The sequence below is a fragment of the Streptomyces sp. NPDC110618 genome, assembly GCF_055657065.1.
In genome coordinates, this window is the sequence record NZ_JBVKBN010000030.1 from 1 (window position 1) to 14,225 (window position 14,225).

The following is a 14,225-nucleotide window of genomic DNA, read 5'->3' on the forward strand; positions in this document are numbered from 1 at the left end:
CCGCACCCGCACCAGCCACTTCGCAGCACTTCGCCCCGCCGAGCTGACGCTCAACGGGGCGAAGTGATCAAGGGCCCGAATAAACCAACAGCGTCGTTCCTCGAACCGCCGGGCCCTCCGTGCGGGGCTGCCGTCGCAGCCCCGTGCCTGCCTGCTGTTACAGCGCGCCGAAGCCCACCTTGCGCGGGGCCGGCTCGCCGAGCTCGACGTAGGCGAGACGGTCGGCAGGGACGAGGACCTTGCGGCCGTGCTCGTCCACGAGGCTCAGCAGCGCCGTCTTGCCGGCGAGCGCCTCGGACACCACCCGCTCGACTTCCTCGGCGCTCTGACCGCTCTCCAGAACGATCTCGCGGGGCGCGTGCTGCACGCCGATCTTGACCTCCACGGCTATGTCCCTCCGACGGTCAGTGAAAGTGCGCGGCCTACCGCGCCGTACCCAGCACACATTAGCCCGGTGAGGGGACGTACACGCTCCGCGCAAGAACGCCAGGAGCGAACAGCGCGCGGGAACAAACGCCCGTCAGTGGTGCTGGTCCGTGCCGTGCAGCGGGAAGCCCGCGATGCCCCGCCACGCGAGCGAGGTCAGCAGCTGCACCGCCTGGTCGCGCGGGACGCTGCGGTCGCTGTGCAGCCAGGAGCGGGCCACCACCTGGGCGAGTCCGCCCAGACCGGAGGCGAGCAGCATCGACTCCGCGCGGGAGAGGCCGGTGTCCTCGGCGATGACGTCGCAGATCGCCTCGGCACACTCGTTGGTGACCTTGTCCACGCGCTCGCGCACCGCGGGCTCGTTGGTCAGGTCCGACTCGAACACCAGCCGGAAGGCGCCGCCGTCGTCCTCGACGTACGCGAAGTAGGCGTCCATGGTCGCGCGGACGCGCTGCTTGTTGTCGGTCGTCGAGGCGAGCGCGTTGCGCACGGCCTGGATCAGCGACTCGCAGTGCTGGTCCAGCAGGGCCAGGTAGAGATCGAGCTTGCCCGGGAAGTGCTGGTACAGCACGGGCTTGCTGACCCCCGCGCGCTCGGCGATGTCGTCCATCGCGGCCGCGTGGTAGCCCTGCGCCACGAAGACCTCCTGCGCGGCGCCCAGCAGCTGGTTCCGTCGGGCACGGCGCGGCAGGCGCGTCCCTCGCGGGCGTGCCGCCTCTGTCTGCTCGATGGCTGTCACGCCGCCTCCCAAAGTCGTCCACATGCGGTGTGCGCCGCGCCGCCATCGTACTTTTCGGTAACCCTGGTGTGCGCGGTGCGAGCGCAGAATTTCACGGACCGGACACCGGCGAAAGCCGCGCGGAAGGTTTCAAAGCGGGGCGAGCAGGGCAAAAGTCCGTCTCCCTCCTGCTCAGCGGTGCCCCGAAGCATCGCACATCACCAACAGTCGTCTCACGGACGGTCGTCTCACCGATAGTCGTCCTCGTCGTGAGAGACGATCCGGGCCTGTTCCACCAGGTCGGCGACGTTCGCGTGGGTCTGGTCGGCGTCCTTGAGCGGGTCGTCGCGCTCTGGAGCGATGTCGGCGTGCTGCTCCGCCGCGTCGGCGTCCGGGGCTTCCACGCCGAACTCCGGCGCTTCCTGGCTCTCCTCGTCCTCGAACGTCTCGGGATCGGTGGGGTCTACGGCCATGGTGGGCTCCCTTCCTACGAACGTCCCTGGGAAAACAGGGGCCACACGCGGGTGCCCTCTGTACGAGCCTAGGAGACACCCGATTCCGACGCTATGCGATCCGCGTCCGTGAGGTCACTCCGTGCGCACCTACGCGCGGGATGTGAAGGAGGGTGCGCGAGGGGCGGAAAAAGACGCTACGCGCGGGGTGCGTTCGGGTCCCCTGTTGAATGCTTCTGACAGAGGCCCCTCACAGGGTCTCCTGCCGAGTACCCCTGACCGCGAACATGCAAAGCCTGTGACCGCGAACACATGAACCACTGCGTGATCGTCTCGTAACATTGCCGCATGTCTTCGACCGAGCTGCCGTCCGCCAACCCGGCGGCCAACGTCCTGCCGAAGGTGGCGACCGTGAGGGTCGCCGAAGGTGAGCGACTCAGGTCGGTCGGGCTGCCGGGGATCACCCTGACGGTACGGTCCAGACCGCCGGCCCGCGAGGGCGTGCCGCCCGCGCTCTTCGTGCACGGACTCGGCGGCTCCTCGCAGAACTGGTCCGAGCTGATGCGGCAGTTGGAGGAGCACGTCGACGGAGAGGCCGTCGACCTGCCCGGCTTCGGCGACTCCCCGCCGCCGGACGACGGCGACTACTCCGTCACCGCGCACGCGCGTGCCGTCATCCGCTACCTCGACGCCTCCGGGCGCGGACCCGTGCACCTTTTCGGGAACTCCCTCGGTGGCGCGGTCACCACGCGCGTCGCCGCCGTGCGCCCCGATCTGGTCCGTACGCTCACGCTCGTGTCCCCCGCGCTCCCGGAGATCCGCGTCCAGAGCACCGCCGTACCGACGGCGCTGCTCGCGGTGCCCGGCGTGGCCGCGCTCTTCACCCGGCTCACCAAGGAGTGGACGGTGGAACAGCGCGTCCGCGGGGTCCTGGGGCTGTGCTACGGCGACCCCGCGCGGGTGACGCCGGAGGGGTTCCGACACGCCGTGGAGGAGATGGAACGGCGGCTGCAACTGCCTTACTTCTGGGACGCGATGGCGCGCTCCGCGCGGGGGATCGTGAACGCGTACACCCTCGGCGGCCAGCACGCGCTGTGGCGCCAGGCCGAGCGCGTCCTGGCCCCGACGCTCCTGGTCTACGGCGGGCGGGACCAACTCGTCGGCTACCGCATGGCCCGGCGGGCGGCCCGTGCCTTCCGCGACTCCCGGCTGCTGACCCTGCCCGAGGCGGGGCACGTGGCGATGATGGAGTACCCGGATGTGGTGGCGCGGGCGTTCCGGGAACTGCTCGCCGAGGGGCATGATGGGGCGACCTCGCGTCAGGGCGGGGCTGTCGACGGGGGCGTGACCTTGAAGGGCGGCAATGCCGTGCACGATGAGGGCGCCATGACCGAGACCACGGGGAGCTGAGGCCCGAGTGGGACGCCACAGTCGCCGTGGACCCGCGCCGAAACGCGCGGTGACCGCGGAACCCGCCGGGAGGCGGAGGGGCGCACAGCAGGGCTCCGGCTCCAGGCCGGCTCCGGGAGGGCCCGGGGGGCCGGGAGGGTCCGACGGGGTGTCGGCCCGGGACGCTCCCCGGTACGCGGAGGGGACCTCGGGGTACGGGGGTCCGGCCCATGGGGCTCCGGGATACGGGGCACCGGCCTATGGAGCACCGGCTCATGGGGGACCTCGGTATGCGGACGGGACTCCGGCTCAGGGAGTGCCTCGGTACCAGGACGGGACTCCGGCGCGTGGGGTCCCGCGCTACCCCGACGGGACTCCCGCCCACGGCGTCCCGCGCTACCCGGACGGCACTCCTGCTCATGGAGTGCCGCGCTACGCCGACGGCACCCCCGCGCACGGTTTTCCGCGGCTTCCCGACGGCACCCCGGCTCACGGCACCCCCCGTTTCCCCGACGGAACCCCCGCGCAGGGCTTTCCGCAGGTGCGGGGCGGGCATCCCGAGCAGCGTGAACCCGGTGGCGGCTGGGGGGAGTTGAGGACCGGTACGGCCGGTCCCGCCATACCGCGGCAGCGGCCCCCGGAGGCCCGGGGCGGGCCGAGGCCGGAGTACGTCGACGCCTTCGAGGACGCCGACGTCTTCACTCCCCGCACCTCCGCCGACCCGTACCGCTCCGTCACGGAGTGGTCCTCCGCCGCGGTCGGCGTGCCCAGCGAGACCGACTCCGACCACCTCCCGCCGACTGGCGCACCGGTGTCCGCCAAGGGCTCCAAGGGGCGCGCGTTCACCGGTATCGCGGCCGCCGCCGTCACCACCGTCCTCGCGGTCGTGGTCGCCGGTCAGGTCGCGGACCAGCGCCAGGACGCCGAGGCGCGTCCCCAGGCCGCCACCGACCAGGCGCGCGACTCCCGGGACGCCGCCTCGCGCGGGGACGGGCGCCCGACGCCCTCCCAGCCGGGTCAGGCGCCGCCGTCGTACGAGCAGCAGATGAGCAGGACGTTCCCGCTCAGCGCCGAACTCTCCGGATCGGGGAAGTTCGACGCCGTGAAGGGCGTCGACAAGGCACCCGGCAAGGGGCGGAAGTACACGTACCGCGTCGACATCGAGCAGGGGCTCGGCCTCGACGGCGAGCTGTTCGCGCAGGCCGTGCACAAGACGCTGAACGACGACCGGAGTTGGGCGCACGACGGTGCCCGCACCTTCGAGCGCATCCACACCGGCAAGCCGGATTTCGTGATCACCCTGGCCAGCCCGGGCACGACGGCCAAGTGGTGCGCCAAGTCGGGCCTGGACACGACCGTGGACAACGTGTCCTGCGACTCCGCCGCCACCGAGCGCGTGATGATCAACGCCTATCGGTGGGCGCAGGGTTCGGAGACCTACGGCGACAAGATCCACGCCTACCGCCAGATGCTGATCAACCACGAGATCGGCCACCGGCTCGGCTTCTCCCATGTGACCTGCGACAAGGACGGCGACCTCGCCCCGGTCATGCAGCAGCAGACCAAGTTCCTCAAGTACGACGGGATCAGCTGCCGCCCCAATCCATGGGCGTACCCGGGAGGTTGACGGCCCGCTCGACGGGAGTCGGCCGTGACCGAACGAAACGTAACTGCATGATCTCTTAGCGCGACGGAACGCTACCCGCACGGGAAAGTTACGACCGTTCACCCCTTTTGGTGGCGCGATGGACAACCGTCCGTCGCGCCACCGCCTTGTCCGCATACGTTCGTCCCGCTGCGAGCCGCCGGGTCAACGGCGGCTCCCCTTAAGGGAGATCGGGGGTGCACTCGTGCGCATCGGACTGCTTACGGAGGGTGGCTATCCGTATGTGAGCGGTGACGCCAGGCTCTGGTGCGACCGGCTCGTGCGCGGGCTCGGGCAGCACGAGTTCGACGTCTACGCGCTCAGCCGCAGCGAGCGCCAGGAGGACGAGGGCTGGGTCCCTCTGCCACCGCAGGTGCGCCGGGTGCGCACCGCGCCGCTCTGGAACGCGGAGGAAGACGGGGTGGTGTACGGCAGGCGTGCGCGCCGGCGCTTCGTCGAGCATTACGGCGCGCTGGCGGATGTGGTGTGCGCCGGGGGCGAAGGGGTGCGAGCCGGGGGTGCGCACTCCGGGGGAGTGTCGGCCGCTGAGGCGGACCGTTTCGGCAGTGCGCTGTACGGGCTCGCGGAGCTGGCGCGCGACGAGGGGGGCCTGGCCGGGGCGCTGCGCTCCGAGACCGCCGTACGCGCCCTGGAGCGCGCCTGCCGTGCGCCGGGCGCCCTCCGCACGGCGCGCACGGCGCGCGTCCCCGAACTGCTCACCGTCGCCGCGCATCTGGAACGCGCCCTGCGCCCCCTCTCCCTCGACTGGTACGAGGACGACGGCCTGGGCGCGGTCGACCTCTGCCACGCGGCCTCCGGCGGCCCCGCGGCCCTCCCCGGGCTCCTCGCCCGGCACTTCTTCGGCGTACCCCTGCTCGTGACGGAGTACGGCGTGCGGCTGCGCACGCACTACCTCGCCGCCCAGGACGCGCCGCCCGCGGTGCGCGCGCTGCTCGCCGCCTTCCACGGCCGCCTCGCCGCCGAGATCTACGCGCGCGCGGAGGTCATCACCCCGGGCAACGCGCACGCCCGCCGCTGGCAGGAGCACTGCGGCGCCGACCGCGCCAAGCTGCGCACCGTCTACCCCGGCATGGACGCCTCCCGCTTCTCGGAGGTCGGCGAGGGGCCCGACAGCGCGGACCCGGACACCCTGGTGTGGGTCGGCCGGGTGGAGCCCACCAAGGATCTCGTCTCCCTGCTGCACGCCTTCGCCGAGATCCGCAAGGAGGAGCCGAAGACCCGGCTGCGCATCGTCGGGGCCCCCGCGGGCGCCGAGGGCGAGGCGTACCTCGGCCACTGCAGGGCACTGGCCGCGCAGCTCTTCCCCGACGAGGCGGACGGTCTGCACGCGGTCGGCGACAACCCCGTCTCCTTCGAGGAGATCGGCGGCCCGGAGCTGCCGACGCCCGCCGACGCCTACGCCGCCGGAGCCGTGACCGTGCTGTCCAGCGTCGTCGAGGGCTTCCCGATCAGCCTGGTCGAGTCGATGCTCTGCGGCCGGGCCACGGTCTCCACGGACGTGGGCGCGGTCGTGGAGGTCATCGGCGGGACCGGGCTCGTGGTGCCCCCGCGCAATCCACGGGCGCTCGCGGAGGCGTGCGTGGCGCTGCTGCGCGACCCCGAGCGCCGTGAGCGCCTGGGCGCGGCCGCACGCGCGCGTGCCCTCGAACTGTTCACCGTCGAGCAGAACGTCGCGGCATTTCACGGCATTTACCTGGAGATCGTCGCACGCTGCCCGGTGCGCCGGGTGGTCCTGGACGAGACCGGCGAACCCCTGCCGTTCGCCGTACCCGCCGAGGCCCATGTCCCCGGCGGCTGGACCGGTCCGGCGGTGCGTCTGATGGCACGCGGTCGCCCCGGCTGGGCGGCGGGACCACCGGTCCGGGCGACCTCCCGGGTGGCCGTGGAGGGCGCGCGATGAGCGCCGCGCCCGACCCATCCAAGGGACTCGGCGAACTGGACCGCCCCGGGACGCCCGACAGCCCCGGCGGCTGGGACGAGCAGTCCCGGGAGTGGGCGGCGGGGCAGGGCGACGTACCTGAGCAGCCCGCCTCCGGGCCGGTCACGGACGTACTGGGGCCGGACCGGTCGACCGCGGCGCCCACACGCCCGCGCCGCACCACCGTGGACCCCGTGAAGGCGCTGATGCACCGGCATCGCGAGCTGTGCGAACGGGCCGTGGACCCCCTGGAGATCGCCGCGGGCCTGGAGGCGCACGGCGTCACCGACCGCACGGCGGCCCGCTTCCGGCACCGGGACGTGTTCTCGCTCGCCGAGGAGATGTACGCGCGCGTGCCTCGCGACGAGGACGCGCCGGCGCGCACCACCGCGCCGAGCGCCCCCCGGGCGCGGGCCGACTGGGCGCTGCTCGCCCTGCTCCCCGGGGCGCTCGCCGCGGCCACCGTGGCCGGAGTGCGGCTCACCGAAGGACAGCTCCGGCTGATCGTCGCCGCCGTAGGTGTCCTGGCCGTCGCCCTCGCCGTACGCGCGGCCCTGTCCCGCGGCCCGCTGCGCCCGGCCGACCGCACCGCGCGCCCCACCGGCGGCTGGACGTGGTGGCTGATCGCCTACGCCGCCCTGGGTGACGCCCTGCTCCGCGCGGCTCTGGCCGGCGGCCCGGACGCCCCGCCGACGCCGGCCCCGGCCGGAGTCCTGGCCCTCGCCCTCTCCGTCGCCCCCGCCCTCTGGTGCGCCCACCTCTTCACCGCCCGCGCCCGCCGCAGGCTCGCCGCCAGCCGGGGCCTGGAGGAGTACGCCACCTCCGTACAGCCCCTGCTGCTCGGCACGTTCACCCTGTACCTCGCCGCCCTCACCGGCCTGCTCGCCCTGTGCGGCGGCGCCCTCGACGAGCCCGTCGCATACGCGCAGACGCTCGCCCTCGGCGCCCTGCTGCTGCTCGCCCGCCTGCTCGCCGCGCACGGCTTCACGCACGCCCCCGCGCGTGTCCTCGCCGTCACGGCGGGCGCCGAGGCACTGGCACTCGCCGCGGTCTTCGCCGCCCGGCTGCCCGGCTGCGACGTCCTGGCCGTGCCCGTGGAAACACTCGTCACCGCGTGGGGCACGGGCGCCGTCCCGGCGCTCGCCTGCGGCGCGGGCGCCCTGACCCTGCTCATCCACTCCAGTCGAACCCTGACCCGAGCCTCGGCCCACGCCACGCCGGACGCGCCGTGCTGACGCGTCCCGCGCGCACGAGCGCGTGCCCCCACCGCGCGCCCCGTCCGCCGCAGGCACCCCGCACCATCCCTGCGAAGGAGAACCCCACATGATCACCTCCCGACCCGAACCCTCGGCCCCGGGAGCGGCGCGATGAGAGTCCTGCTGATCGGAGCCAACGGCTACCTCGGCCGCTACGTCGCCGACCGGTTGCTCGCCGACCCGGCCGTCCAGCTCACCGCCCTCGGACGCGGCGACGACGCCGACGTCCGCTTCGACCTCGCGTCCGGCAGCCCCGGCGCCCTCACCCGCTTCCTCGACGCGGTGCATCCGGGCGTCGTCATCAACTGCGCGGGCGCCACCCGCGGCGGCGCCCGCGAACTCACCCGGCACAACACCGTCGCCGTCGCCACCGTCTGCGAGGCACTGCGGCGCAGCGGCTGCGGGGCCCGGCTGGTGCAGATCGGCTGCGGCGCCGAGTACGGGCCCAGCCAGCCCGGCTCCTCCACGGCCGAGGACGCCGTGCCGCGGCCCGGCGGCCCGTACGGCGTGAGCAAGCTCGCCGCCACCGAACTCGTCCTCGGCTCCGGTCTGGACGCGGTGGTGCTGCGGGTCTTCTCCCCGGCCGGTCCGGGCACACCCGCGGGCTCCCCGCTCGGCCGGCTCGCCGAGGCCATGCGGCGCGCGATGCAGTCCGGCGACGGCGAGCTCAAGCTCGGCGGACTCGGCGCCCAGCGTGACTTCGTCGACGTCCGCGATGTCGCCCGCGCGGTGCACGCCGCCTCCCTGTCCGCCGCGCAGGGCGTCATCAACATCGGCTCCGGGCGCGCCGTCCGGCTCCGCGACGCCGCGGCCGTCCTCGCGCGGGTGGCCGGGTACGGCGGCGCCCTCCACGAACTCGACGGCCCGCCCGGCCCGCTGCGGGCGACCATCGGCCACCCGCGCTCCGAGTCCGACCACGCGACGCCCGTCGCGTTCCCGTACCCGGACGGCTGCGGCAGCTGGCAGCAGGCCGATGTGCGCACCGCGCGCGACCGGCTCGGCTGGCGTCCGCGGATCAACCTCGAAGAGTCCCTCGCCGACATCTGGATGGAGGCGGCATGCCGCATCTGACCAGTACAAAACCCAGTTCCTGGGTCACCGACCTGCACATCCGCCTCGGTGTCCCCGGCCTCGCCCACCCCCTCGTCGCGCCCGCCGAATGGGCCGAACTGGCCCGCCCCGGCACCCCCGTCCACTGGGCGGTGCTCGACGTCTCCGACGGACCCGGCAGCCGCCCCGACCCGCACTGCCTCCAGGTCGCCGCCCGGCTGCACACCGCCGGGGTGCGGATCCTCGGCCGCCTGGACACCGCGCACGGCGCTCGCTCCTTCGGAGAGGTGATCTCCGAGGCGCACCGGTACGTCGACTGGTACCGGGTCGACGGCTTCCTTCTGGACCACTGTCCCACGGAGCGGACGGCGCTCCCGGAGACCCGGCGCGCCCTCACCACGCTCCGCGCGCTGCGTGACGACGCCCACATCGTCCTCGGCCACGGCACGCACCCCTACCCCGGCTACGCCGAGTGCGCCGACCAACTGGTCACGTTCTCCGGGCCGTGGAGCGAGTACCGCTGGTCGCAGGTGGCGGAGTGGACGGCGGACTATCCCCCGGACCGCTTCTGCCACTTCGTCCACGGAGTGCCACGCGGCCACCTGGAGGAGGCGCTGCGCGTGGCCCGCTGGCAGGGCGCCGCCACCATCTGGTTCACCGACCGCACGGACCGCGGCGGGCGCGGCGACCCCTGGGAGGCCATGCCCGGCTACTGGGACGAAATCGTCTCGCGGATCGGAACAGGTGTCTCGGAATGAAAAAGGCCATGGCACTGTTACGGAGAGAACAACCGTAGTGATGAACCGACCAACGGAGCCCCCGTGTCGCTGCCACCCCTGGTCGAGCCAGCTCCTGAGCTCACCGTAGACGAGGTCCGCAGGTACTCCCGCCACCTGATCATTCCCGACGTGGGGATGGACGGGCAGAAGCGGCTCAAGAACGCCAAGGTGCTGTGTGTCGGCGCCGGCGGCCTGGGCTCGCCGGCGCTGATGTACCTGGCCGCCGCGGGCGTCGGCACCCTCGGCATCGTGGAGTTCGACGAGGTCGACGAGTCGAACCTGCAGCGCCAGATCATCCACAGCCAGTCGGACATCGGCCGCTCCAAGGCCGAGTCCGCCCGTGACTCCGTCAAGGGCATCAACCCGTACGTGAACGTGATCCTTCACGAGGAGCGGCTCGAAGCCGACAACGTGATGGACATCTTCAGCCAGTACGACCTGATCGTCGACGGCACGGACAACTTCGCCACGCGCTACCTGGTGAACGACGCCTGCGTGCTGCTGAACAAGCCGTACGTGTGGGGCTCGATCTACCGCTTCGACGGCCAGGCGTCGGTCTTCTGGTCCGAGCACGGCCCCTGCTACCGCTGCCTCTACCCGGAGCCCCCGCCGCCGGGCATGGTCCCCTCCTGCGCCGAGGGCGGCGTGCTGGGCGTGCTCTGCGCGTCCATCGGCTCCATCCAGGTCACCGAGGCCATCAAGGTCCTCACCGGCACCGGTGAGCCGCTGGTCGGCCGGCTGATGATCTACGACGCCCTGGAGATGCAGTACCGCCAGGTGAAGGTCCGCAAGGACCCCAACTGCGCGGTCTGCGGCGAGAACCCGACGGTCACCGAGCTCATCGACTACGAGGCGTTCTGCGGCGTCGTCTCCGAGGAGGCCCAGGAGGCCGCCGCCGGTTCGACGATCACTCCCAAGCAGCTCAAGGAGTGGATCGACGACGGCGAGAACATCGAGATCATCGATGTCCGCGAGGTCAACGAGTACGAGATCGTCAACATCCCGGGCGCCAAGCTGATCCCGAAGAACGAGTTCCTCATGGGCACCGCCCTGGAGAGCCTCCCGCAGGACAAGAAGATCGTCCTGCACTGCAAGACCGGCGTCCGCAGCGCCGAGGTCCTCGCGGTCCTGAAGTCCGCGGGCTTCGCCGACGCGGTCCACGTGGGCGGCGGCGTCATCGGCTGGGTCAACCAGATCGAACCGGAGAAGCCGGTCTACTGACCCGGCCTCCCGGCCCGACTGGCGGGGGTCCCAGGCACCTCGGGTGCCCGGGACCCCCGTTGCCGTCAGTCGCAGACCTTGCCGTACTTCGGGACCGTGCCCGAGAGCAGGTAGTCCTCGATCGTGGAGTCGACGCAGGAACTGCCGCTGCCGTAGGCGCCGTGGCCCTCGCCCTTCCAGGTGAGGAGTATGCCCACGCCCTTGCCCAGTTCGTCCGCCATCGCGCGGGCGCCCTCGTAGGGGGTGGCCGGGTCGCCGGTGTTGCCGACGACCAGGACGGGGGACGCGCCGGGTGCGCTCACCTCGGGGGTGTCGTGCTGGCCGGGGACCGGCCAGTCGTGGCACCAGCCGGCCGTGTCCCAGCCCAGGAACGGGCCGAACACCGGTGAGATCCGCTCGAACTCGGGCAGCAGTGCCTTGGTCTCCTCGACGGTCGGGCGCTGCTTGGCGTCCAGGCACGATATGACCCGCTGCGAGTGGCCGCCCGTGCCGTACCGCCCCGACTCGTCACGCTCGTTGTAGTCGTCGGCGAGGCTCAGCAGCTCCGAACCGTCCCCCGCCTCGGCCGCCTTCAGGGCGCTGGTCAGCATCGGCCAGCCGGACTCGCTGTACAGCGGCGTCACGATGCCGGTGATGGCGAGCGTCTGGGTCAGCTTGCGGTCGGAGGACGTGGGCAGTGGGTTCGCGTCGATGCGCTTGAGCAGGTCGGCGATCTCTTGCGTGCCCTTCTGCGGGTCCTGCCCGGTGGACTTCAGGTAGTTGTTGAGCGCCCGCTGGAAGCCCCTGGCCTGGTGCTTGGCGTGGTCCACCGAGTCCGCGGTCGGGTCGACGACCGCGTCCAGGACCAGCCGCCCCACCTTCTTGGGGAACAAGTGGGCGTACACACCGCCCAGTTCGGTGCCGTAGGAGATGCCGAAGTAGTGCATCTTCTCGTCGCCGAGGACCTGGCGCATCAGGTCCATGTCGCGGGCGGTGTCGGTGGTCGACACATGGGACATCAGCTTCCCGGCCGACTTCGCGCAGCCCTTGCCGAAGTCGGCGGCGTCCTCGAAGTAGGCCGTCTCCTCGGCCGGGGTGTCCGGAGTGGTGTCCACGGTCTCGGCGGCCGCGATCTCCTTGTCGCTGCGGCACCGCACGCCCTCGCTGGCGGCGACCCCGCGCGGGTCGAAGCTCACCAGGTCGTAGCGCTTGTGCAGTTCGGAGGCGAGGGAGGCGTAGTACGGCATGAACGACACGCCCGAGCCGCCGGGGCCGCCGAAGTTGAACAGCAGCGAGCCGATGCGGTCGTCACCGGTCGCCTCGGAGCGGATCAGCGCGATGTCGATCGTCTCGCCCGCCGGCTTCGACCAGTCCAGCGGCGCCTTCAGCGTCGCGCAGCGCCAGTCGTCCCCCGGCGCCTCGGAGCCGTCGGTGGCCTCGCACTCCTTCCAGTCCAGCTTCTGGGAGGTCAGGGAGGCGGGCAGTCGGGGGTCGGCGGCGGAGGAGTTGGTAGGGCTCTTGCCCCCACTCTTGTCGCCGCTCTTGCCGTCCTCGTCGCCTCCCGAGCTGCACCCCGTGACCAGCAGTGCGGTGGCGGCGGTCAGGGCCGCCCACCGTGCGAAACGTGCCATCTGTACTCCCCCCGTAGTCGGCCGTCCGCTCAGTGCTGCGGATGGCGGTCAGGCCATAGTAGGCATAGTCCACGCAACCCGTTCCGGCCTGTGGATAACCTCCTGACCTGCTGTTTTTCTCTGGTCTCGGATTCGCTCAGGAGCAGACCGTGCCGGCCGGGGGCACCTTGCCCTCCAGCAGGTAGCCGTTCACCGCGCTCTGCACGCACCGGTTCCCGCTGTCGTAGGCGCCGTGCCCCTGCCCCTTGTACGTAAGCTCGACCCCGACCCCCTCACCCAGCGCCCGCACCATCTTCCGGGCCCCCTCGTACGGGGTGGCCGGGTCGCCGGTGTTGCCCACGACGAGGATCGGCGCCGCCCCGGGCGCGCTCACATCCGGGTGGTCGGCGGCGCCGGGCACGGCCCAGTCGGTGCAGCTGAGCATGCCCCAGGCCAGGTAGTCCCCGAACAGCGGGGAGGCCGCCCGGAACTGCGGGAGCTTCGACTCGACGAACTCGGGGGTGTACCGCGGCTTGTCGTCGGCGCAGTTGATCGCCACGTTGGCGGCGGTGATGTTGCTGTACTCGCCGTTCTCGTTGCGGCCGTTCATGGAGTCGGACAGCAGCATCAGGATCCTGCCGTCGCCGTCGTACGCCTGCTCAAGGCCCTGGGTCAGGTACTCCCAGAAGTCCTGCGAGTAGAGGGCCTGCGCGATGCCGTTGGTCGCCGCGGTCTGGGTCAGGTCGCGCGGGAAGATGCCGGGCAGCGGTTTGCGGTCGAGGTCCGCCAGCAGCTTGGCGATACGGTCCTTCACGTCCTGCGCGGTGTCGCCGATCGGGCAGTCCTCGACCTTGGAGGTGCAGTCCTCGGCGAAGTTGTCGAGCGCCCGCTGGAATCCGCGCGCCTGGCCGAGCGACCCCTGCTCGGGGGTCTGCGTCGGGTCGACCACCGCGTCGAAGACGGCGCGCCCGACCCGCTTGGGGAACAGATGGGCGTACACGCCGCCCAGTTCGGTGCCGTAGGAGATGCCGAAGTAGTACAGCTTGTCGTCGCCGAGGACCTGGCGCATCAGGTCCATGTCGCGGGCCGCGTCGGTGGTGCGCACCTCGGGCAGGATCTTCCCGGAGTTCTTCTCGCAGGCCGCGTTGAACTCCTTGGTGTTGTCCAGCAGTTCGGTGCGCTCCTCGGCGTCGTCGGGGGTCGCGTCCTGCTGGAAGAAGGCGTCGAGCTGCTGGTCGTTCTCGCACTCCACGGGTGCGCTGCGGCCCACCCCGCGCGGGTCGAAGCTGACCAGGTCGTACCGGGTGCGCAGAGCCGCGTAGTCCTCGCCGAACGCGGGCAGCGTGGTGACGCCCGAGCCGCCCGGGCCGCCGAAGTTGAACAGCAGCGAGCCGATCCGCTCGCTCGCCCTTCCGCTGGACTCGGCGCGGATCAGCGCCAGGTCGATCGTGTCGCCCTCGGGGTCGTCCCAGTCGAGCGGCGCCTTCATGGTGGCGCACTGCCACTCGTCCCCGTCGGGCAACGGGGAGGGGGCATCGCCGCCGCCCTCGGCCGGGGAGGGGGCCGGGCAGTCCTCCCAGTTGAGCTTCTGGGCCGTCAGGTCCCCGTCCTCGGAATCGTCGCCGCCGCACCCCGCCAGCAGCGAGGACAGCAGCACGGTGGCGGTCAGGACGGCAGCGCGCAGACGGGCGGGGTTCGGCATGATCCCATCCTGCGGTCGGGCAGGACCGGACGCTCGGGGCACGGGCCGTACGAGGTACG

12 protein-coding genes are annotated in these 14,225 nt (G+C 72.1%); 7 read left to right on the plus strand and 5 right to left on the minus strand.

Annotated features, from left to right (window positions below; genetic code table 11):
- Positions 1-157: 157 nt before the first annotated feature.
- The 3 genes from ACZ7L7_RS33975 to ACZ7L7_RS33985 form a co-directional block, all read right to left on the minus strand.
- Positions 158-385 (minus strand): DUF3107 domain-containing protein, encoded by a 228-nt coding sequence (locus ACZ7L7_RS33975; protein WP_093724501.1) that lies wholly within the window; start codon positions 383-385, stop codon positions 158-160.
- Between the two features lie 135 nt (positions 386-520).
- A complete protein-coding gene (locus tag ACZ7L7_RS33980) occupies positions 521-1,165 on the minus strand; it encodes a TetR/AcrR family transcriptional regulator (RefSeq protein WP_285510244.1) in 645 nt (214 codons plus the stop codon).
- A 227-nt stretch (positions 1,166-1,392) separates the two neighbouring features.
- Positions 1,393-1,617: a hypothetical protein gene (locus tag ACZ7L7_RS33985; protein WP_285510243.1), complete on the minus strand. Its 225-nt coding sequence runs from the start codon at positions 1,615-1,617 to the stop codon at positions 1,393-1,395.
- A gap of 327 nt (positions 1,618-1,944) precedes the next feature.
- On the opposite strand from ACZ7L7_RS33985, the gene ACZ7L7_RS33990 reads away from it, so the two are divergent.
- The 7 genes from ACZ7L7_RS33990 to moeZ all read left to right on the plus strand — a co-directional run bounded on the left by ACZ7L7_RS33990 (position 1,945) and on the right by moeZ (position 10,875).
- Positions 1,945-3,006 (plus strand): alpha/beta fold hydrolase, encoded by a 1,062-nt coding sequence (locus tag ACZ7L7_RS33990; protein WP_285510242.1) that lies wholly within the window; start codon positions 1,945-1,947, stop codon positions 3,004-3,006.
- A 7-nt stretch (positions 3,007-3,013) separates the two neighbouring features.
- A complete protein-coding gene (locus tag ACZ7L7_RS33995) occupies positions 3,014-4,612 on the plus strand; it encodes a DUF3152 domain-containing protein (RefSeq protein ID WP_453601298.1) in 1,599 nt (532 codons plus the stop codon).
- 223 nt (positions 4,613-4,835) lie between these two features.
- A complete protein-coding gene (locus tag ACZ7L7_RS34000; protein ID WP_472077860.1) occupies positions 4,836-6,551 on the plus strand; it encodes a DUF3492 domain-containing protein in 1,716 nt (571 codons plus the stop codon).
- Complete coding sequence (locus ACZ7L7_RS34005; protein WP_285510239.1) at positions 6,548-7,804, plus strand: hypothetical protein; 1,257 nt, start codon at positions 6,548-6,550, stop codon at positions 7,802-7,804. The genes ACZ7L7_RS34000 and ACZ7L7_RS34005 overlap by 4 nt, the downstream gene beginning before the upstream one ends.
- A 132-nt stretch (positions 7,805-7,936) precedes the next feature.
- Positions 7,937-8,896, plus strand: coding sequence for an NAD-dependent epimerase/dehydratase family protein (locus ACZ7L7_RS34010; protein ID WP_093724493.1), 960 nt, complete (start codon positions 7,937-7,939; stop codon positions 8,894-8,896).
- A complete protein-coding gene (locus tag ACZ7L7_RS34015) occupies positions 8,884-9,633 on the plus strand; it encodes a spherulation-specific family 4 protein (RefSeq protein WP_453601303.1) in 750 nt (249 codons plus the stop codon). The genes ACZ7L7_RS34010 and ACZ7L7_RS34015 overlap by 13 nt, the downstream gene beginning before the upstream one ends.
- 63 nt (positions 9,634-9,696) lie before the next feature.
- Positions 9,697-10,875 (plus strand): adenylyltransferase/sulfurtransferase MoeZ, encoded by a 1,179-nt coding sequence (gene moeZ, locus ACZ7L7_RS34020; RefSeq protein ID WP_285510237.1) that lies wholly within the window; start codon positions 9,697-9,699, stop codon positions 10,873-10,875.
- Positions 10,876-10,940: 65 nt separating this feature from the next.
- On the opposite strand, the gene ACZ7L7_RS34025 is transcribed toward moeZ, so the two are convergent.
- Both ACZ7L7_RS34025 and ACZ7L7_RS34030 read right to left on the minus strand, forming a co-directional pair.
- The gene (locus ACZ7L7_RS34025; RefSeq protein WP_453601307.1) at positions 10,941-12,485 is read right to left on the minus strand and encodes an alpha/beta hydrolase; all 1,545 of its coding nucleotides are present in this window, start codon (positions 12,483-12,485) and stop codon (positions 10,941-10,943) included.
- Positions 12,486-12,621: 136 nt separating this feature from the next.
- Positions 12,622-14,166 carry an alpha/beta fold hydrolase gene (locus ACZ7L7_RS34030; protein WP_472077861.1) on the minus strand — a complete coding sequence of 515 codons (1,545 nt, stop codon included), beginning with the start codon at positions 14,164-14,166 and terminating at the stop codon, positions 12,622-12,624.
- Positions 14,167-14,225: the final 59 nt, after the last annotated feature.